The sequence below is a fragment of the Pseudomonas sp. GW821-FHT02A11 genome, assembly GCF_059421985.1.
The window spans coordinates 25,848-44,510 of the sequence record NZ_JBWKWB010000016.1 but is presented as its reverse complement, the minus strand read 5'-3'; the positions used below and the strand labels follow the sequence as shown (position 1 = coordinate 44,510).

Here is an 18,663-nt window from a genome sequence, read left to right as displayed (position 1 = left end):
TCGCTGCTAAACGAGAGAGGGTGGCGGCTTTGACACGGGTTAGCAGACCAGGACACAGAGAAACCCCAGCGCACCCGAAGGTGCCCCGCGCAAAGCCACCATAGAGGTGGTCTCATGTTTCTCGGTGCTTATCCAGGCTGCTAAACCCGATCGCTGATGTTCAGCGACGGCCGCAGACTAGACACCGAGATCACGACGCACAAGCGGCTGAGAGTGTCTCGGAAATGTCCTGCGCAAGAAAGGGAGAAGGCTGTAAGAAAGAGGCTACAAAGCGAGAAATGTGTTGCAGGAAATGGCCTGACAAGCGCTGGCCGCAGAAACGCCTGAGGCCTTTTCGGTCGTTCGGCGAGCTTGGCTGCCGGCTCCTCATAGCAGCGACGTTAGAAAGCGCAGTCACGGCATTCGCGATAACGCGGTGTGCTTTTACTCAAAGTCATTCTTTGAACCTGTCAACTTTGACAGTTGGCGAGCGTTTCCAAATCACACAGCATGCTGCTGAGGTCTGCTGAGGGCATTTGCACCTGAGAAATCCAGTCGAGCCATCTACATCTGTCTGTTATCCACCAAATTTTGCCGACATCAGAATCCGAATTTGGCAAGGGAGCCTGTTCGACCAGGAGGTCAATGTATGAAACGCATCAATGCGCTTTGGGTCTCGTTACTTTTTCTTGCGCTCGCCGCCTGTAGTACGGCCGTCACCGAACAGGCGACATTGCCAACTGCAACGGCTCCGCCGCTGGCACAAACCAGCGGTGTGGAGCAGGTATCCACCACGGCGGAAAACCTTGGGCAACAAGTAGAGCGACATTTGAGGACGCGCTACGCTGATACCTCTGCCAACTGTGGGGCCGATTCGAGACCTGCCTTCTTGTGCAGCGGCATCATGCTCAGGGCCGCGCCGAGGGGCGCCAACTATCCCATTTGGAATAACAGCGAAGCCTCGAAGAAAAAAGGAGGCGTGTCATTTTCTTACTTAAGGGCGGACACTGACTTTGATCGGTTAGTGTTCAACTACAGCGCTGGTTTTATATTTCAGTCTTATCTTCATGCCGCGGGAAATTCGCATCCCGAAGTCATATGTTCGTTTCCCACTGATGCAGCGACCTCGTCACGGCCTACGGATTCCGGGTGCGGACCTTACCCCCTTTCTGGCACTGAGCTTTGCCATTTAAGAGGGATCGTGACGGCTGAGCAATGGTGGGCAGATTTCAGTTCGCATAATCCCATCCGGCACTATTGGCAGTGCGGATTTGACGTGAGGGACACTCGCAACCAACTGGCAGGTCCGGCATTTGCAGCCAGTGTGAAAGCGCGCGGGCTCATGGGACAAATCGGTTTTACCGTCCAAAATGAGATGATCGTCAAGGCCTGGGAGGATAACCTCGGAAAGACACTGCCACTCGAGGCGTTTTTCTACCTGTATGGAACACCTGGCCTGCAGGACGCGCAAACGCAGCAGCGCAAACTTAAAGAAGCCGATGGCGTGGTGATACCTATTATCAGCATCAGATTGGCGCGCAATATTAACGATGCCGCAACCTTTTACTTTCTCCCCGCTGATCAGGTCGAGACGATGCCACCTGCAAGACCTTGATTCGGTTTGTGGTTGCGGGCGGTCGCGATTCAATAATTCAGATCGGCACGCTTGAGGTACATGCCATTGGGCCCGGACGCGATGCGGTATTTCAGAATGTCGCCGGCGTTGATGTGCAGCCTGGTGTTGTTCTGCGCTTCGATGCCTGGTGAGCAACCGGGCGTTTGTCCTGGCAGCACGCGCAAGCGAACGGATACGTCGCCTGCAGGCAGGTTGAAGGAGCGCGATTCCTCCTGAAACAGGCGGCCCACCAGCTGATCCTGCATATAGATGCCGATTTCGCATGGGGTGGCGACTTCCAGCCGCTCGCGGGAAACGATGAGTACGCCGTAGTCTTGATCGGCCTGAGCCCAGGAGGCGCAGGCCAACAGGCCAATAAAACCGAAGAGGCGAGGGACTGACCAGCGCATGGCCGATTCTCCTGAGGGTCGTTGATGAAACACTTTGGCTCAGGGTGGCGCCGAATACCAGCCCGGCCGTTTCATCAGAAACTTGACCTTGTCATGGTGGGAAGGTCGAAGATGCCGACGTCCTGCTGTTTTCAACCCTGTGAGCAGCTATTCAACCGAGGAATCGCGACATGCAAGTATTCAACGTTCAAGGCATGACCTGCGGGCATTGTGTTCGCGCGGTGACCAACGCCATCCAGAGCGATGACCCGGCTGCCGAGGTGCGGGTCGACCTTTCCAAGGGGGAGGTGGCGGTGCAGAGCCGGTTGGCTGCCGAGCAGATCGTTGAGCTGATTGTGGAAGAGGGTTATACCGCGAAACCCGCCTGATCGTGCGCCACGCTCTTGATTCTGGCCGGAGGCCGTAGGAGTAAGCTTGCTCGCGAACCCCCTGGGTCGCGTCCGATCGCAGCGGCAGCAAAACCGCGCGACCGAGGTGTATCAGGTAAACCGCGATTGAAAGTTTTACTGCCAGTTCCTGGCAGATCGTCAGCAAGCTGGACTCCTACGCCCTGCGGGCAGAATCAAAAGCAGATCTGCCGCACCCGGTTCGTTTCCAAGCAGAATCAAAGGCTCGATTTAATAGTGATACCACTTCAACTCCAGCATCACCTCGTTCACCGGCGACGTGAGCTGACTGAACTCACGCTGTGCGCTCAAACGTAGCCCCAGATTTCGCGACAATTCCCACTGCTGATTCAGACTAATCGTGCGACGCACTTCGCCATTGGTGAAGTAATCGCCTTTGGCTTCCAGGCTCAGATTGCCCAGCGGGTTGCGCCACAACACCCCGGTATCAAAACCGGCCGCAGGCGAGACGAGCGCATCGAAATCGTTGTTGTGCTCGATCCGCACGGTGCCCAGCGCAAAGCCCAGCACGTCATCCCCCAGCTTCCAGGTGCCTCCCGCGCCGCCGTTCACGTGACTCACCAGATTCTCGTCGCCATGCTTGCCCAGCACGCGCTCAAGGCCGCCAGCGACTTGCCACGACCACGGCTGCAACAGCTCGTTACGCGGCGTCAGCGAGCGAATCGTCGCCAGGTCCAGACGCTGCACCTGCCATTTATTGTTCTCGTACTGACGCAGCTTCAACTGAAGAATTTCGATCTGCGCCCCCAGCGGGAACCCGTAGGCGTTGTCGTTGAGGTCGTGATAGGCCATGCGCAGGCCGTATTCGGCGAAGGCCTTGTCGTCCCGGGTACCGGCGCCCAGCTGCCAGGTACGGGATGGGTGGCCGTCTTCCGGCAGGCCCGGACGTTCGATTTCCAAGGCCGGTGGCGGGTTGGTGCTGATGGCGCGCAGCAGGTCGTAACTGCGTTGCGCGCTCAGCGGATCACGCTCCTGACCATTGGCGCGATAGCGTTCCAGGCGATAGGCCGCGTCTTGAATCAGCGCCCGACGATCCTTCGCCAGCGCCAAATAGTCGGGGCTCTTCATTTGCTGTTGATCGGCGCTGATCTTGAGCACCTGTTGCTTCTCGTCATGATTCAGCGGCTCGGCGCGGCTGAGCAGTTCACGCTCCTTGGACGGCCGATAATTGATCTTCTCAACCAGCCCCGCCTCTTTCACCGCACGCACGGTGTCGGTGGGAATGGCCGTCAGGCGGAACTGCGGCGTCAGGTTCAGGCTCGGGCGCGCGACCTGCAACAGCTCCAGCAATCGGTAGGAGCAGTTTTCGTCAAAGAAGAAATAACCGAAGCGAATCTGTTTGAGTTCCCACACGTGCTCGACCATGCGCCGGGTTTCTTCTGACGTCAGGTTCAGGCGGTATTCCCACAGGTCGCGGTTTTCCAGACTACGGTATTCGGAGAGTTTGTCCTGATAGGGCACCAATGCGAACAGACCCGGATAGCCGCCCATGAGGCCTTTCCAAGCGTAAAGAATGCTGTTGTCGGAGCCTTCGATGTAGGCGCCGAAGTTGATCGCGTAGCTGAGCAAGGCGGTGTTGTTTTCCTGCACGCCTTTTTGATCGATGCGCAGCAGGGTGTGGCCGAACATCGACGACGGGCTGTTCAGATACGCCGCCGGGAAGATCAGCACCGTGCTGTCAGGCGCAACATCAGAGAACCACTTGTTGAATTCCTTGCAGTCGACCGCGGGCAGATCGGTCAGCTTCAGTTCGTCGCGCAGAAACCGCGTGCGCGAGGGGTAGACGCATTGCGGGTGCGTGTCTTCCTTGCCCTGCACCACCGGGCGATAGAGGGCCTCCAGCGTCGCGGCCAGTTCAGCCTTGGGATCGTGGGCGCCATCAACGGCGAGGAAAAATTTCGGGTCATCGACATAGCTGCGCCAGCCACCCAGCTTGCCGGCTTCGTAGTGACCGATGGAGATCCAGAATCTGGAGTCGGCCAGTTGCTGCAAACGATCATTGTCGACATGCGGTGCGGCAGAAAGCTGCGCGGCGTACAGCGGGGCACAGACCAGGAGCGCCCGCCAGGCAAAGCGTTTGAGCATAGAGTGGCAACTAGTCAGAAAGGGGACGAAGGCGTTAAAGCCCTGCCTTCCGAGGAAGGCAGGTGGTCAATCGTTTTAAGCTTGTGTGGCGTATTTGGCCAGCGTTGGATCGTTCTTCAACACGTCCAGGGTGTTGGTGTGAACGTCTTCGGCAGTGGCATCGGCCTTGTTGAAGATCTGGGTGTAGTGCTCGTGGGTGACTGCGGCGAAATGCGCACGGTCTTGCGGTGCAACGCCCAGTACGACCGCGTAGGTCGTCAGCGCTTCGCCTTGGCCCATGGCCATGTCTTTGGAGAGCTCGTCCATCATGCCGTTCATGGCAAACCAGGACTTGCCGCCGTAGGTCAGCGCGCTGTTAGTGGAGCAACCGTTGGTGCCCGAGGTCATGCCGAACGTGGCGTTACCGGAGGTGCCGTTGGTGGTGGACGCAAGGAAATGCGCCGGGGTGCCGCGTTGCCCTTCGAACAGCATGTTGCCCCAACCGCAATCAGGGCCACCAGGCGCTTGAGCCATGGCGTTCAGGGATGCAGCGGCGAGGAGAGTACCAAGAAGAATCCGTTTCATAGCTTTAGTCTCTGTTGTTTCAACCAAGGGTCGGATGCCTGGCCGGAAGAGCACCAGGGAGGGCCGGTGTTTTGTTTTGTTACCGGCCGCGCAGCTTGGAGTTTAGCCACGATCTGAACGTTCCGTGGGTTATTACACTTTGTTGTAAGTAGGTAAGGGGTTTCGTGCCCTGTAGGCCGCTTCCTCAGAGCGAAAAAGATTCCGGTGGAACTTGCCTTGCCAGTCTGGTGCGGCGAGCGCCAGAATGCCCCCATCTGCCCCGCCTGATGTAAGGATGTCCGATGCCCGATTCTGTAGCTGCCAGCCTGCGACTTGCGCCTGAGGCGCTGACCCGTCCCTTCTCCGCTGAACAGTTCAGCTTCACGACAACCAATGATCTGGAACCCTTTCGCGGCGTGCTCGGCCAGGAACGAGCGGTCGAGGCATTACAGTTCGGGGTCGCCATGCCGCGCCCCGGCTACAACGTATTCGTCATGGGAGAGCCCGGCACCGGCCGCTTCTCCTTCGTCAAGCGCTACCTCAAGGCCGAGGGCAAGCGCATGCAGACCCCGGCGGACTGGGTCTACGTCAACAACTTCGATGAGCCGCGTGAGCCCAGGGCGGTTGAATTGCCGCCCGGCAGCGCCAGTTCGTTCATCGCCGACATAAACGCACTGATCGACAACCTTTTGTCGACGTTTCCTGCAGTGTTCGAGCATCCGTCCTTCCAGCAGAAGAAAAGTGCCATCGACCGCGCCTTCAACCAGCGCTACGACCGTGCGCTGGATGTGATCGAGCGCCTGGCGCTGGAAAAGGACATCGCGCTCTATCGCGACAGCAGCAACATCGCCTTTACTCCGATGCTGGAAGGCAAGGCGCTGGATGAGGCGGAGTTCTCGCAGTTGCCCGAGGCCGAGCGCGAGCGATTTCACGATGATATTTCGGCGCTGGAGGAGCGGCTCAACGAAGAGCTCGCCAGCCTGCCGCAGTGGAAGCGCGAAACCAGCAACCAGATGCGCCAGTTGAACGAAGAAACCATCACGTTGGCCCTGCAGCCGCTGCTGGCACCGCTGTCGGAGCAGTACGCCGAGAACGCCGCCGTCTGCGCCTACCTGCAGGCCGTGCAGGTCAATCTGCTGAAGACGGTCGTTGAACAACTGGTCGACGACAGCAAGACCGACGCTCAGGCGCGCAAGTTGCTGGAAGAGCAATACTGCCCAAGCCTTGTGGTGGGGCACTCGGCCAGCGGCGGCGCGCCGGTGGTGTTCGAGCCGCATCCGACCTACGACAACCTGTTCGGCCGCATCGAGTACAGCACCGATCAGGGTGCGCTCTACACGACCTATCGTCAGCTGCGTCCGGGGGCATTTCATCGCGCCAACGGTGGCTTCCTGATTCTCGAAGCCGAGAAGATGCTCAGCGAGCCGTTCGTGTGGGACGCCCTCAAGCGCTCGCTGCAATCGCGCAAACTGAAGATGGAATCGCCTTTGGGCGAGTTGGGCCGTATTGCCACCGTGACGCTGACGCCGCAGACCATTCCATTGCATGTGAAGGTCATCATCATCGGCGCGCGCTCTCTGTATTACACGCTGCAGGACCTCGATCCGGACTTCCAGGAGATGTTCCGGGTACTGGTGGATTTCGACGAAGACATCCCGATGGTCGACGAGAGCCTGGAGCAGTTTGCCCAATTGCTGAAAACGCGGACGTCAGAAGAAGGCATGGCGCCGTTGACGGCGGACGCGGTGGCGCGTCTGGCCACCTACAGCGCGCGGCTGGCCGAGCATCAGGGGCGTTTGTCGGCACGTATCGGCGATCTGTTCCAGCTGGTCAGCGAGGCGGATTTCATTCGCAGCCTGGCCAACGACGAGCGCACCGACGCAGGCCACATCGAGCGCGCGCTCAAGGCCAAGGCCACGCGCACCGGCCGTGTTTCTGCGCGGATTCTCGACGACATGCTCGCCGGGATCATCCTCATCGACACCGCCGGGGCCGCCGTTGGCAAGTGCAACGGCCTGACGGTGCTGGAAGTCGGTGACTCGGCCTTTGGGGTGCCAGCGCGGATTTCCGCGACGGTGTATCCGGGGGGCAGCGGCATTGTCGACATCGAGCGTGAGGTCAACCTCGGCCAGCCAATCCACTCCAAGGGCGTGATGATTCTCACCGGTTACCTGGGCAGCCGTTACGCGCAGGAATTCCCGCTGGCGATTTCCGCGAGCATCGCGCTGGAGCAGTCCTACGGTTATGTGGATGGCGACAGTGCGTCGCTGGGCGAGGTCTGCACGCTGATTTCGGCGCTGTCGAAAACCCCGCTCAAGCAGTGTTTCGCCATCACAGGTTCCATCAACCAGTTCGGTGAAGTGCAGGCGGTGGGCGGGGTCAACGAGAAGATCGAAGGCTTTTTCCGACTCTGCGAAGCGCGTGGACTTACAGGCGATCAGGGCGCAATCATCCCCCACGCTAACGTGGCGACGCTGATGCTCGATGAGCGCGTGCTGCAAGCCGTGCGCGCCGGGCAGTTCCACGTATACGCTGTGCGTCAGGTGGACGAGGCCCTCAGCCTGCTGGTGGGCGAGCCTGTGGGCGAGGCCGATGACGACGGGCAATTCCCGGAAAACTCGGTCAACGCCCGAGTGGTGGATCGCCTGCGCGACATCGCCGAAATGCTCAGCGAAGAAGAGCTCAAAGAGATCGAAAAAGAGGCGCCACAATTACAGCCCGAGCTGAAAAGTTAAGGGTTTGACGCCAACGAAACAGGGCGCCTGATGGCCAAATGACCATTCGGCGCCCTTTTTGTTTTCGCTCTTTTCCTGTGGGGTATTTCTTCGATATTGTCGTGTTACAGCAGTTGTCAAAGGGACTGACGCGTTTCCTTCGCCGTAGAAGGGAATGAATACTGCAATCAATGAGGAGCTCGCCATGCCGCGCAGCCTCTGTCTTACTCGTCAATGCCTGGGTCTGGTGACCCGTATCGAATGTGTCATTCGCCCGCTGTCTGGCGATAACGGTATGTGGACTTTGCTGTTCGCTGCCGGCATGTCTGGAGAGCAACCTTCCGCGTTAAAGGCTCAGGGGCCGTTTCATGGTCCGATGGCGGCTGAGTCGGTGCTGGACGCAATCGCCGAGAGCCTTGCGCTGCATGGCTATCAAACCGCCGAAGAAATACCGATCTGGAGCCTTCACCTGCAAGGTGAGCTGAGGCGAATCAACGGCGACGCTTCCCACGGTCCTCGAACCTTGCCGATCAACTGACGTTTTGCCGCTCGATGAGCACCGCGTGGTTTTCCTGTGAGCAGGGCAGTAGCGCGGCGTTCTTTGAGTCTTGAAACGTATATCTCTCGGGTTAATTGTTTCAACTTTTGTCGCGATGGGTTGTGCCGCACAGGCTTCGCCCTATACTCGCGAGCTTTCAATTAACTGTGAGCTTCAATGGAACGTTTTATCGAAAATGCCATGTACGCATCGCGCTGGTTGCTGGCGCCGATCTACTTTGGTTTGTCTCTGGGACTGCTGGCGCTGGCGCTGAAGTTTTTCCAGGAAATCTTTCACGTCATCCCCAACGTGTTTTCGCTGGCTGAATCGGACCTCATTCTGGTGCTGCTGTCGCTGATCGATATGGCGCTGGTGGGCGGTCTGCTGGTGATGGTGATGATCTCCGGCTACGAAAACTTCGTCTCGCAGCTGGACATCGACGAGAGCAAAGAAAAGCTCAACTGGCTGGGCAAGATGGACTCCTCTTCCCTGAAGATGAAAGTCGCTGCCTCCATCGTCGCCATCTCGTCCATTCACCTGCTGCGGGTGTTCATGGACGCCAAGAACATCGAGACCCAATACTTGATGTGGTACGTGATCATTCACATGACCTTCGTCGTGTCGGCGTTTGCGATGGGTTACCTGGACAAGCTGACCAAGCATTGAAGACCCTTCGCCCGCTTAGGGCAGATTGACCGAATGTGCTAGGCTGCTCGGCCTTTTGGTTCAGGGCGCCTTCGGGCGCTCTATAAGCGGAGCAGCAGCATGTCCGAAGTCAATCTGTCCACCGACGAAACCCGCGTCAGCTACGGCATCGGCCGTCAGCTGGGCGACCAACTGCGTGACAACCCGCCACCGGGTGTCAGCCTGGACGCCATCCTGGCCGGTCTGACCGATGCCTTCGGCGGCCTGCCAAGCCGTGTCAGCCAGGAAGAAATGGCTGCCAGTTTCAAGGTCATCCGCGAAATCATGCAAGCTGAAGCCGCTGCAAAAGCCGAGGCTGCTGCTGGCGCTGGCCTGCAATACCTGGCCGAGAACGGCAAGCGCGAAGGCGTCACCACGCTGGAGTCGGGTCTGCAATTCGAAGTCATCACCCAAGGTGAAGGCGCTCAGCCAACCCGCGAAAGCAACGTGCGTACTCACTACCACGGCATGCTGATCGACGGCACCGTATTCGACAGCTCCTACGATCGTGGCGAGCCTGCAGAATTCCCGGTTGGCGGCGTGATCGCTGGCTGGACCGAAGCCCTGCAACTGATGAAAGCCGGCAGCAAATGGCGCCTGCACGTGCCTAGCGAACTGGCCTACGGCGCTCAAGGCGTGGGCAGCATTCCGCCGCACAGCGTTCTGGTGTTCGACGTCGAGCTGCTGGACGTTCTTTAACGCAGCGCCAAGCTGCAAGTGGTGAGCTTCAAGTTAAATGCAGTGCGTCGCTGGCTGGCCCTGATCCCTCAGTCAGCGACGAGCAGCTTGAAGCTTGAGGCTTGCCACTTGCAGCTGCAGTGCGGCTCAATGCAGTTCACACGCCGGGCGCAACGCTCGGGCATAGCAGAACAGAAACAGGCTGCGCACCATCTCCTTCTGTACGCCCGGCTCGCACGAGCTGAGGCCGTGCACATCCAGATCCCCTTGATCGCGCAATTCGTCCAGCGCGTCTTCTTCCAGCACGGCGCAAACCTCGCCGGTTTCGCGATGCAGAATGCGCAGGTAAGGGTGTGGCCGATCCAGCCAGGCGTCGATCAGGTAGGTCATGTTCGTTCTCCTTGAAAGGTTTCAATGAGAATAATTCTTATCTGAAGAATAGCAAGGATCTATTTGAGATTAATTCGCATTTTGGTGATGCCATTGATTCAGGTCACCTGACTCGGGCGAACGCAGGATCCTGTAGGAGTGAGCTTGCTCGCGATGGCGTAATGTCAGCGGCGGATGTATCGATTGGCATACCGCTATCGCGAGCAAGCTCACTCCTACGGATCACTCAAAAGTGGCAGGCACAAAAAAGCCCGTCACAAGGACGGGCTTTCTGGTGAAGCAGGGCGTGTATCAGTGCGTGCGGGCGACAGCGAACTCGCTCAGCTCGATCAGCGCATCGCGGTATTCGCTGGCTGGCAGCACGTCCAGGCAGGCGATGGCGCGGGCTACATAATCGCGCGCCAGTTGGGCGGTGTAGTCCAGCGAGCCTGACTGCTCGACTGCTTCACGAATGGCGTCCAGATCTTCCAGGCCGCCTTTCTGAATGGCCTTGCGCACCAGCGCTGCCTGTTCCGGCGTACCTTCGCGCATGGTGTAGATCAGCGGCAGGGTCGGTTTGCCTTCTGCCAGATCGTCACCGATGTTCTTGCCCATGGTGTCGGCATCGCCCCGGTAGTCGAGCAGGTCGTCAACCAGTTGGAAGGCGATGCCCAGGTGATCACCGAAGGTGCGCAGCGCTTCGCTCTGGTCATGGCTGGCGTTGGCCAAGGCGGCGGCGCTGTGGGTCGAGGCCTCGAACAGCATGGCTGTCTTGCCGCGAATGACTTCCATGTAGGTCTCTTCGGTGGTGCTGGCGTCGCGAACCTTGGACAGCTGCAGCACTTCACCTTCGGCGATGACGCGGGTGGCCTTGGACAGGATCTTCATCACCGGCATCGAACCCAGCTCGACCATCATTTCGAACGAGCGCGAATACAGGAAGTCGCCCACCAGCACGCTCGGCGCATTGCCCCACATGGCGTTGGCGGTCGAGCGGCCACGACGCATGCCGGACATGTCGACGACGTCGTCATGCAGCAGGGTGGCGGTGTGCAGGAATTCGATGGTCGCGGCCAGCAGGCGCAGGTTGTCACCGCCGCTGCCCAGTGCCTTGCCGCACAGGAGTACCAGCAGCGGACGCAGGCGTTTGCCACCGGCGGAAGTGATGTAGTCGCCGATTTTCGAGACCAGCGGCACGCGCGATGTCAGCTGCTTCTTGATAATGTGGTCGACGGCTGTAAAGTCGTCCGCCACAGCGCGGTAGAAGGCTTGGGGTTGCATCAGCGAGACGTGCTCCATACAGGGTTGCGCGGCATGCTAGGTGGCAGGCCCCACCCTGTCAAGGCGTGACGTACGGCCGCTTGCAAGGCGCCCGCACCTTGCGTACAATCGCGCACCCTAACTTTCCTGGGCAGCACCTGCCTTACGCAATTGCATGAAGGGCCTTTCCAGCCGCATGCAGCCATGCCAGCCGATACTCTTCTTATAAAGAGCTGGGTGAGCAGGATTTTCGGAGATATACCCATGTCGTACGCAGTAATCGTTACTGGTGGCAAGCAGTACAAAGTCGCCCCAGGTGAATACCTGAAAATTGAAAAACTGGAAGTCGCTACTGGCGAAACCGTTACCTTCGACCGCGTTCTGCTGGTTGCCAATGGTGACGACGTCAATATCGGCGCTCCAGTCGTTGCCGGTGCTACCGTTGTGGCTGAAGTGATTTCCCAGGGTCGTCACGATAAAGTCCGCATCATCAAGTTCCGTCGCCGTAAGCATCACATGAAGCGTATGGGCCACCGCCAGTGGTTCACCGAGATCAAAATCACCGGTATCCAGGCCTGATTTTTCAGCCTGATACCCTAATAGGAGTATTGAACTCATGGCACACAAAAAAGCTGGTGGTAGTACCCGTAACGGTCGCGACTCAGAAGCCAAACGCCTTGGCGTGAAGATGTATGGCGGCCAGGTAATCGTTCCGGGCAACATCATCGTGCGTCAGCGCGGCACCCAATTCCACGCTGGCTACGGCGTTGGTATGGGCAAGGATCACACCCTGTTCGCTAAAGTCGAAGGCGTGATCAAGTTTGAAGTCAAAGGCGCCTTCGGTCGTCGCTACGTAAGCATCGTGCCAAAGGCTCAAGCCGCGGCATAATCTTGCGTTAGCAGATCAAGCCCTGTCTCGCGACAGGGCTTTTTCGTTTGTAGGGACTGTGCAAAATTGGTTGGGTGAGTCTCTTGCAAAGCTGTTTGTGTGGGCCGTTGTGGTGTGAAGCGCTGGTTTTTGATCGGTACCGCAACGCTCATCTTTGCAAGAGCCTTATGAATTTATGTTGTTTGCTCGTCTTTGTGACGGGAGGCGTGCGTTATGAAATTTGTTGATGAAGTATCCATTCGGGTGAAAGCCGGTGACGGCGGCAACGGTTGCATGAGCTTCCGTCGCGAAAAATTCATCGAAAACGGCGGCCCGAACGGTGGTGATGGCGGCGACGGCGGCTCAATCTACATGGTCGCCGACGACAACCTCAACACCCTGGTCGACTACCGATACACCCGCCACTTTGACGCCGAGCGCGGATCGAATGGCGGCAGCACCGACTGCACCGGTCGTAAGGGCGAGGACCTGGTCCTGCGTGTGCCGGTCGGCACCACGGTGATCGACGCCAGCACCCAGGAAATCATCGGCGACCTGACCAAGAACGGTCAGCGTCTGCTGGTGGTGCAAGGCGGTTGGCACGGCTTGGGTAACACCCGCTTCAAATCCAGCACCAACCGTGCGCCGCGTCAGACTACGCCGGGCAAGCCGGGCGAGCAGCGTGACCTGAAACTGGAAATGAAAGTGCTGGCGGACGTCGGTCTGCTGGGCTTGCCGAACGCAGGCAAAAGTACCTTCATTCGTTCGGTCTCGGCCGCCAAGCCGAAGGTGGCCGACTACCCGTTCACCACGCTGGTGCCGAACCTGGGTGTGGTCAGTGTCGATCGCTGGAAAAGCTTCGTCATCGCCGACATCCCGGGGCTGATTGAGGGTGCGTCCGATGGCGCAGGCCTGGGTATTCGCTTCCTCAAGCACCTGGCGCGTACTCGCCTGTTGCTTCACCTCGTCGACATGGCGCCGCTGGACGAGTCCGATCCGGCTGATGCTGCTGAAGTCATCGTCAACGAGCTGGTCAAGTTTAGCCCGGGGCTGTCCGATCGCGATCGCTGGCTGGTGCTGAACAAGTGCGACATGCTGCCCGAAGATCAGCATGAAGCGGTCAAGGCGCAGATTGTCGAGCGTCTGCAATGGACGGGCCCGGTGTACATGATTTCGGCAATTGCCAAGCAGGGTACCGAGCGTCTGAGTCACGACATCATGCGTTATCTCGAAGATCGCGCCGACCGTCTGGCCAATGACCCGGCTTACGCCGAAGAGCTGGCCGAGCTGGATCAGCGTATCGAAGATGAAGCACGTGCCCAGCTGCAGGCGCTGGACGACAAGCGTGCATTGCGCCGCAGTGGCGTGAAGAGCGTGCACGACATGGGCGACGACGATTGGGATGATGATTTCGAGGACGATGAAGACGGTCCGGAAATCATTTACGTTCGTGAGTGATCGACTGAAGTAAACTACAACGCCGCTGAATCAGCGGCGTTTTAGTATCTTGGATTTGTACTCTCTGGCTTAAGGTTGAAAGATCATGCGGAGCAAGGTGACAGGTGCCCAGCGTTGGGTTGTGAAGATCGGAAGTGCGCTGCTGACAGCGGACGGCAAGGGTCTTGATCGCAACGCGATGGGTGTTTGGGTCGAGCAGATGGTGGCGCTGCACGAGGCAGGCGTCGAACTGGTTCTGGTCTCCTCCGGTGCGGTCGCGGCCGGAATGAGTCGACTGGGCTGGGCTGCGCGACCGAGTGCCATGCATGAGCTTCAGGCGGCCGCCGCGATTGGCCAGATGGGCCTGGTGCAGGCCTGGGAGTCGAGCTTTGCCGAGCATGACCGGCACACGGCGCAGATCCTGCTGACCCATGATGACCTGTCCGACCGCAAGCGCTACCTGAACGCCCGCAGTACCCTGCGCACGCTGGTGGAGTTGGGTGTGGTCCCGGTGATCAACGAAAACGACACCGTCGTCACCGATGAAATCCGCTTCGGCGACAACGACACGCTGGCAGCGCTGGTGGCCAATCTGGTCGAGGCTGATCTGCTGGTCATCCTCACCGACCGCGACGGCATGTTCGATGCCGACCCGCGCAATAACCCTGAAGCCCAGTTGATTTACGAAGCTCGCGCTGACGACCCTGCTCTGGATGCGGTAGCAGGCGGTACGGGTGGCGCGCTGGGGCGTGGTGGCATGCAGACCAAGCTGCGCGCAGCGCGTCTGGCAGCGCGCTCGGGCGCGCACACGATCATCGTCGGCGGGCGCATCGAGCGCGTGCTGGCGCGCCTCAAGGCGGGTGAGCGGCTGGGTACGTTGCTGTCGCCTGAGCGTGGCATGCTCGCCGCGCGCAAGCAGTGGCTGGCAGGTCACCTGCAGACTCGCGGCACGCTGGTGCTGGACGACGGCGCGGTCAAGGCGCTTGCTGAAAGCAACAAGAGCCTGTTGCCGGTCGGCGTGAAGGTCGTTCAGGGCAGCTTCCGTCGTGGCGAGATGGTGGTCTGTGTGGCGCCTGATGGTCGCGAGATCGCGCGGGGGTTAAGTAACTACAGCGCCCTAGAAGCCCAGAAAATCATTGGTCAGCCGTCCGACGCCATCCTCAAGGAACTGGGCTACATGGCTGAGCCTGAATTGATTCACCGCGATAACCTGATTCTGGTGTGAGTCCGGTCGCGTATAAAAGGAAATCGCCATGCGAGTTGTGAAAGGATTGCTGGGTGGGTTGCTGATGTTGCCTCTGCTGGCGTCGGCGGAAGAGATTGGTCAGGTGTCGACCGTGTTCAAGTTCGTCGGCCCCAATGATCGGATCGTGGTGGAAGCGTTCGACGACCCCAAGGTCGATGGCGTGACGTGCTACCTGTCCCGCGCCAAGACGGGCGGCCTGAAGGGTGGCCTGGGTCTGGCGGAGGATCGCGCCGAGGCGTCGATTGCGTGTCGCCAGGTGGGACCGATTCACTTCAAGGGTGAATTGAAGGATGGCGACGAGGTGTTCAAGGAGCGCACGTCGCTGGTGTTCAAGACCATGCAGGTGGTGCGTTTCCTCGACAAGAAGCGCAATACGCTGGTGTATCTGGTGTACAGCGATCGCGTGATCGAGGGCAGTCCGCAGAATGCGGTGACGGCGATTCCGATTCTGCCGTGGGCGCCAGCGCCTGCGCCGTAAGTGTGGCTGCGTAGGTTCTGTGGGAGCGAATTCATTCGCGAGATGTCGGCAAGGACGATACATGTGTGTCGAATGTGCCGCCGCCTCGCGAATGAATTCGCTCCCACAGGGGTGGTGCCACCGGTTGTCTTTAGTGTGTTTCGATTATTCTCGTGAGTCATCAAATCCCAGGCAATAAAAAACCGACCCTGGGGTCGGTTTTTTAATAAGCGGTCGCTTAGGCTGCAGCTTGGTTCAGAGCCTTGACGTGACCGTTCAGGCGGCTTTTATGGCGAGCAGCTTTGTTCTTGTGGATGATGCCTTTATCGGCCATGCGGTCGATAACTGGCACAGCCAGAACATAAGCGGCTTGCGCTTTAGCAGCGTCTTTGGCGTCGATGGCTTTAACTACATTCTTGATGTAGGTACGAACCATGGAACGCAGGCTGGCGTTGTGGCTGCGACGCTTCTCAGCCTGTTTTGCACGTTTTTTGGCGGAAGGTGAGTTGGCCACCGTCGAGCTCCTCGAAAGACTTGGGAATTAGCTAACAAAATAGGCCGCGAATCATGCCGATGACTTGAATGCTTGTCAAGGGCAGTTGATGCGTTCCGCTGAGTGGTCGCTGTGTGGTGCCGAGGATATTTCTTTCCGGCGTGCGACCTGTAAACTCGCGGGTTTTGGCTCAGTGCTGTTTTGCGGCGCGGAGTATCGCATAAATGGAACGCGCTTTGGCGCTTCCTTTGGTCGGGCGCACAACCTTTAGATGAATCTACTCAAATCGCTTGCCGCCGTCAGCTCTATCACCATGCTTTCGCGGGTTCTGGGGTTTATCCGCGACACCATCATCGCCCGGGCTTTCGGGGCTGGAATGGCAACGGATGCCTTCTTCATCGCGTTCAAACTGCCCAACCTGCTGCGCCGGATTTTCGCCGAGGGCGCCTTCTCCCAGGCGTTTGTGCCGATCCTGGCGGAATATAAAAGCCAGCAAGGCGAGGAGGCGACCCGCACTTTTGTCGCGTATGTCACCGGTTTGCTGACCCTGGCGCTGGCGCTGGTCACTGTGCTGGGCATCATTTTCGCGCCTTGGGTAATCTGGGCGACGGCGCCGGGTTTTGCCGACACACCAGAAAAATTCCAGCTGACCTCCGATCTGCTGCGCGTGACCTTTCCTTATATATTGCTGATCTCGCTGTCATCGCTGGCAGGCGCGATCCTCAATACCTGGAACCGTTTCTCGGTGCCGGCGTTCGTGCCTACGCTGCTCAACCTGGCGATGATCTTTTTCGCGCTGTTTCTCACCCCGTACTTCCACCCGCCGGTCATGGCGCTGGGCTGGGCGGTGCTGGCCGGTGGGCTTTTGCAGCTTTTGTATCAGCTGCCGCACCTCAAGAAAATCGGCATGCTAGTGCTGCCGCGCCTGAACCTGAAGGACACCGGCGTCTGGCGAGTGATGAAGCAGATGCTGCCGGCCATGCTTGGCGTGTCGGTCAGCCAGATTTCCCTGATCATCAACACCATTTTTGCGTCGTTTCTGGTGGCCGGCTCCGTGTCCTGGATGTATTACGCCGACCGTTTGATGGAACTGCCTTCGGGCGTTCTGGGCGTGGCGTTGGGGACGATTCTGCTGCCGATTCTCTCCAAGACCTACGCCAGCAAGGATCGCCAGGAATACTCGCGGATTCTCGATTGGGGGCTGCGCTTGTGCTTCGTGCTGGTGCTGCCTTGCATGCTGGCGTTGGGCTTGCTGGCTGAGCCGCTGACCGTTTCGCTGTTTCAATACGGCAAATTCGATGGTGATGACGCCGCCATGACCCAGCGCGCGCTCATTGGTTATGCAGTCGGGCTCTTGGGCATCATCGTGATCAAGGTGCTGGCCCCCGGCTTTTATGCGCAACAAAATATTCGCACCCCGGTGAAAATCGCGATCTTCACCCTCATAGTGACTCAACTGTTCAACGTGATTTTCGTCTACGTCGTGCATCTGGCCCATGCCGGTCTTGCGCTGGCGATCAGCGTGGGTGCCTGTCTGAACGCACTTTTGTTGTTCTGGCAGCTGCGCAAACAGGACCTCTATCAGCCACAAGCGGGCTGGCCGGTGTTCCTGGTCAAGCTGTTCGTGGCGGTGTCGGTGATGTCGGCGGTGCTGCTGGGCCTGATGCACGTGATGCCAGCCTGGTCCGATGGGCAGATGCTGGAGCGCTTCATTCGTCTGGGCGGGTTGGTTGCCGCAGGTGTCGTGTCATATTTCGGCATGTTGCTGCTGCTGGGTTTTCGCCTGAAAGATTTCGCTCGCAAGGCGATCATGTAGGATCAATCGTCGGTTTTTGCCGGTTAACGCCGATTGTTGCGGTTTGCCTGGACGTGTCGCCTGTCGTTGACGGCGGTGTGTGGTTATAATCGGCCACTTTATGAGCAAGAAGCGCGTTATGCAGCTGGTTCGAGGCCTTCACAACCTGCGCCCCCAGCATCGGGGCTGCGTCGCCACCATTGGCAATTTCGACGGTGTTCACCGTGGTCACCAGGCTATCCTGGCGCGACTGCGCGAGCGCGCCGTGGAATTGGGCCTGCCCAGCTGCGTGGTGATTTTCGAGCCGCAGCCGCGCGAGTTCTTTGCCCCCGACACCGCTCCGGCGCGTCTGGCACGTCTGCGTGACAAACTCGACCTGCTGGCTGCCGAGGGTGTCGATCTGGTGCTCTGTCTGGCCTTCAACCAGCGCCTGAGCAAGCTGAGCGCCGCCGAGTTCGTCGACACTGTATTGATCGACGGCCTGGGCGTGAAACACCTTGAGGTCGGTGACGACTTCCGCTTCGGTTGCGACCGCATCGGTGATTTCGACTTCCTGCAAAAGGTCGGCGCCGACAAGGGTTTTACCGTAGAAGCCGCGCAAACCGTGGAAATCGACGGCGTACGCGTCAGCAGCACCAAGGTGCGCAATGCCTTGGCCGCCAGCGACTTCATCCTGGCCGAGCATCTGCTGGGGCGACCGTTCGAAATCACCGGTCGCGTGCTGCACGGGCAAAAGCTCGCGCGCCAGTTGGGCACGCCCACTGCCAACGTGCAGCTCAAGCGTCGTCGCGTGCCATTGACCGGGGTGTATCTGGTCAGTGCCGAAATCGACGGCAAGGTCTGGCCGGGTGTTGCCAACATTGGCGTGCGGCCGACCGTGGCGGGGGATGGACGTCCTCACCTTGAAATACATCTTCTGGATTTTGCCGGTGATATCTATGGCCGGCGTCTGACGGTGGTTTTCCACCAAAAGCTGCGTGATGAGCAGCGTTTCGCCTCACTTGAGGCGCTTAAGACGGCGATCGATGCGGATGTCGCTGCCGCCCGTGCCCATTGGGGCACGGTCAACCGCTAATTTAGAGCCT

General features: G+C 58.9%; 19 protein-coding genes. 13 read left to right on the top strand and 6 right to left on the bottom strand.

What is annotated here, in order from left to right:
* Positions 1-628: 628 nt before the first annotated feature.
* Positions 629-1,594 (top strand): halovibrin HvnA, encoded by a 966-nt coding sequence (locus AC07V9_RS20665; RefSeq protein ID WP_495017500.1) that lies wholly within the window; start codon positions 629-631, stop codon positions 1,592-1,594.
* 29 nt (positions 1,595-1,623) lie between these two features.
* Here AC07V9_RS20665 and AC07V9_RS20660 read toward each other — a convergent pair whose 3' ends face one another.
* Positions 1,624-2,004, bottom strand: coding sequence for a hypothetical protein (locus tag AC07V9_RS20660; RefSeq protein WP_495017499.1), 381 nt, complete (start codon positions 2,002-2,004; stop codon positions 1,624-1,626).
* 170 nt (positions 2,005-2,174) lie between these two features.
* Between AC07V9_RS20660 and AC07V9_RS20655 the strand changes: the two genes are divergently transcribed.
* On the top strand, positions 2,175-2,372 hold the full coding sequence (locus AC07V9_RS20655; RefSeq protein WP_495017498.1) for a heavy-metal-associated domain-containing protein: 198 nt from the start codon (positions 2,175-2,177) through the stop codon (positions 2,370-2,372).
* A gap of 249 nt (positions 2,373-2,621) precedes the next feature.
* Here AC07V9_RS20655 and AC07V9_RS20650 read toward each other — a convergent pair whose 3' ends face one another.
* Both AC07V9_RS20650 and AC07V9_RS20645 read right to left on the bottom strand, forming a co-directional pair.
* Positions 2,622-4,496, bottom strand: a complete 1,875-nt coding sequence (locus AC07V9_RS20650; RefSeq protein WP_495017497.1) for an Lnb N-terminal periplasmic domain-containing protein — start codon at positions 4,494-4,496, stop codon at positions 2,622-2,624.
* A gap of 75 nt (positions 4,497-4,571) precedes the next feature.
* Positions 4,572-5,060 carry a DUF3015 domain-containing protein gene (locus AC07V9_RS20645; protein WP_495017496.1) on the bottom strand — a complete coding sequence of 163 codons (489 nt, stop codon included), beginning with the start codon at positions 5,058-5,060 and terminating at the stop codon, positions 4,572-4,574.
* A 281-nt stretch (positions 5,061-5,341) separates the two neighbouring features.
* Between AC07V9_RS20645 and AC07V9_RS20640 the strand changes: the two genes are divergently transcribed.
* The 4 genes from AC07V9_RS20640 (at position 5,342) to bamJ (ending at position 9,674) form a co-directional block, all read left to right on the top strand.
* Positions 5,342-7,774 (top strand): Lon protease family protein, encoded by a 2,433-nt coding sequence (locus AC07V9_RS20640; RefSeq protein ID WP_495017495.1) that lies wholly within the window; start codon positions 5,342-5,344, stop codon positions 7,772-7,774.
* Between the two features lie 184 nt (positions 7,775-7,958).
* Complete coding sequence (locus AC07V9_RS20635) at positions 7,959-8,291, top strand: PA4575 family protein (protein WP_495017494.1); 333 nt, start codon at positions 7,959-7,961, stop codon at positions 8,289-8,291.
* A 177-nt stretch (positions 8,292-8,468) separates the two neighbouring features.
* Positions 8,469-8,957 carry a TIGR00645 family protein gene (locus tag AC07V9_RS20630; RefSeq protein WP_404633988.1) on the top strand — a complete coding sequence of 163 codons (489 nt, stop codon included), beginning with the start codon at positions 8,469-8,471 and terminating at the stop codon, positions 8,955-8,957.
* Between the two features lie 99 nt (positions 8,958-9,056).
* Positions 9,057-9,674, top strand: coding sequence for a BamJ family beta-barrel-assembly machinery protein (gene bamJ / locus AC07V9_RS20625; RefSeq protein ID WP_495017493.1), 618 nt, complete (start codon positions 9,057-9,059; stop codon positions 9,672-9,674).
* Positions 9,675-9,800: 126 nt separating this feature from the next.
* On the opposite strand, the gene AC07V9_RS20620 is transcribed toward bamJ, so the two are convergent.
* A complete protein-coding gene (locus tag AC07V9_RS20620; RefSeq protein ID WP_495017492.1) occupies positions 9,801-10,043 on the bottom strand; it encodes a PA4570 family protein in 243 nt (80 codons plus the stop codon).
* Positions 10,044-10,334: 291 nt separating this feature from the next.
* Positions 10,335-11,303 (bottom strand): polyprenyl synthetase family protein, encoded by a 969-nt coding sequence (locus AC07V9_RS20615; protein ID WP_495017491.1) that lies wholly within the window; start codon positions 11,301-11,303, stop codon positions 10,335-10,337.
* Positions 11,304-11,546: 243 nt separating this feature from the next.
* On the opposite strand from AC07V9_RS20615, the gene rplU reads away from it, so the two are divergent.
* From rplU to AC07V9_RS20590, 5 genes are all read left to right on the top strand, one after another.
* A complete protein-coding gene (rplU, locus tag AC07V9_RS20610) occupies positions 11,547-11,861 on the top strand; it encodes a 50S ribosomal protein L21 (protein ID WP_093464734.1) in 315 nt (104 codons plus the stop codon).
* A gap of 37 nt (positions 11,862-11,898) precedes the next feature.
* The gene (gene rpmA, locus AC07V9_RS20605) at positions 11,899-12,171 is read left to right on the top strand and encodes a 50S ribosomal protein L27 (RefSeq protein ID WP_093464730.1); all 273 of its coding nucleotides are present in this window, start codon (positions 11,899-11,901) and stop codon (positions 12,169-12,171) included.
* 213 nt (positions 12,172-12,384) lie between these two features.
* Entirely contained in the window at positions 12,385-13,608 is a 1,224-nt protein-coding gene (cgtA, locus tag AC07V9_RS20600) for an Obg family GTPase CgtA (protein ID WP_495017490.1), read from the top strand.
* Between the two features lie 85 nt (positions 13,609-13,693).
* The gene (proB, locus tag AC07V9_RS20595; protein WP_495017489.1) at positions 13,694-14,812 is read left to right on the top strand and encodes a glutamate 5-kinase; all 1,119 of its coding nucleotides are present in this window, start codon (positions 13,694-13,696) and stop codon (positions 14,810-14,812) included.
* Between the two features lie 28 nt (positions 14,813-14,840).
* Positions 14,841-15,311 (top strand): CreA family protein, encoded by a 471-nt coding sequence (locus tag AC07V9_RS20590; protein WP_495017488.1) that lies wholly within the window; start codon positions 14,841-14,843, stop codon positions 15,309-15,311.
* 217 nt (positions 15,312-15,528) lie between these two features.
* Here the strand turns inward: AC07V9_RS20590 and rpsT are convergent, their stop codons facing one another.
* On the bottom strand, positions 15,529-15,804 hold the full coding sequence (gene rpsT / locus AC07V9_RS20585; RefSeq protein WP_108237862.1) for a 30S ribosomal protein S20: 276 nt from the start codon (positions 15,802-15,804) through the stop codon (positions 15,529-15,531).
* Positions 15,805-16,054: 250 nt separating this feature from the next.
* On the opposite strand from rpsT, the gene murJ reads away from it, so the two are divergent.
* Together murJ and ribF are read left to right on the top strand one after the other, a co-directional pair.
* Positions 16,055-17,599: a murein biosynthesis integral membrane protein MurJ gene (gene murJ / locus AC07V9_RS20580; RefSeq protein WP_495017487.1), complete on the top strand. Its 1,545-nt coding sequence runs from the start codon at positions 16,055-16,057 to the stop codon at positions 17,597-17,599.
* 118 nt (positions 17,600-17,717) lie between these two features.
* Entirely contained in the window at positions 17,718-18,653 is a 936-nt protein-coding gene (ribF, locus tag AC07V9_RS20575) for a bifunctional riboflavin kinase/FAD synthetase (RefSeq protein ID WP_495017486.1), read from the top strand.
* The last annotated feature ends 10 nt before the right edge of the window (positions 18,654-18,663 follow it).

What these genes read in the sequence shown, in the direction of transcription:
- AC07V9_RS20665 (WP_495017500.1), top strand. Translation starts at nt 629, where the DNA reads ATGAAACGCATCAATGCGCTTTGGGTCTCGTTACTTTTTCTTGCGCTC.
- AC07V9_RS20660 (WP_495017499.1), bottom strand. Translation starts at nt 2,004, where the DNA reads ATGCGCTGGTCAGTCCCTCGCCTCTTCGGTTTTATTGGCCTGTTGGCC.
- AC07V9_RS20655 (WP_495017498.1), top strand. Translation starts at nt 2,175, where the DNA reads ATGCAAGTATTCAACGTTCAAGGCATGACCTGCGGGCATTGTGTTCGC.
- AC07V9_RS20650 (WP_495017497.1), bottom strand. Translation starts at nt 4,496, where the DNA reads ATGCTCAAACGCTTTGCCTGGCGGGCGCTCCTGGTCTGTGCCCCGCTG.
- AC07V9_RS20645 (WP_495017496.1), bottom strand. Translation starts at nt 5,060, where the DNA reads ATGAAACGGATTCTTCTTGGTACTCTCCTCGCCGCTGCATCCCTGAAC.
- AC07V9_RS20640 (WP_495017495.1), top strand. Translation starts at nt 5,342, where the DNA reads ATGCCCGATTCTGTAGCTGCCAGCCTGCGACTTGCGCCTGAGGCGCTG.
- AC07V9_RS20635 (WP_495017494.1), top strand. Translation starts at nt 7,959, where the DNA reads ATGCCGCGCAGCCTCTGTCTTACTCGTCAATGCCTGGGTCTGGTGACC.
- AC07V9_RS20630 (WP_404633988.1), top strand. Translation starts at nt 8,469, where the DNA reads ATGGAACGTTTTATCGAAAATGCCATGTACGCATCGCGCTGGTTGCTG.
- bamJ (WP_495017493.1), top strand. Translation starts at nt 9,057, where the DNA reads ATGTCCGAAGTCAATCTGTCCACCGACGAAACCCGCGTCAGCTACGGC.
- AC07V9_RS20620 (WP_495017492.1), bottom strand. Translation starts at nt 10,043, where the DNA reads ATGACCTACCTGATCGACGCCTGGCTGGATCGGCCACACCCTTACCTG.
- AC07V9_RS20615 (WP_495017491.1), bottom strand. Translation starts at nt 11,303, where the DNA reads ATGCAACCCCAAGCCTTCTACCGCGCTGTGGCGGACGACTTTACAGCC.
- rplU (WP_093464734.1), top strand. Translation starts at nt 11,547, where the DNA reads ATGTCGTACGCAGTAATCGTTACTGGTGGCAAGCAGTACAAAGTCGCC.
- rpmA (WP_093464730.1), top strand. Translation starts at nt 11,899, where the DNA reads ATGGCACACAAAAAAGCTGGTGGTAGTACCCGTAACGGTCGCGACTCA.
- cgtA (WP_495017490.1), top strand. Translation starts at nt 12,385, where the DNA reads ATGAAATTTGTTGATGAAGTATCCATTCGGGTGAAAGCCGGTGACGGC.
- proB (WP_495017489.1), top strand. Translation starts at nt 13,694, where the DNA reads ATGCGGAGCAAGGTGACAGGTGCCCAGCGTTGGGTTGTGAAGATCGGA.
- AC07V9_RS20590 (WP_495017488.1), top strand. Translation starts at nt 14,841, where the DNA reads ATGCGAGTTGTGAAAGGATTGCTGGGTGGGTTGCTGATGTTGCCTCTG.
- murJ (WP_495017487.1), top strand. Translation starts at nt 16,055, where the DNA reads ATGAATCTACTCAAATCGCTTGCCGCCGTCAGCTCTATCACCATGCTT.
- ribF (WP_495017486.1), top strand. Translation starts at nt 17,718, where the DNA reads ATGCAGCTGGTTCGAGGCCTTCACAACCTGCGCCCCCAGCATCGGGGC.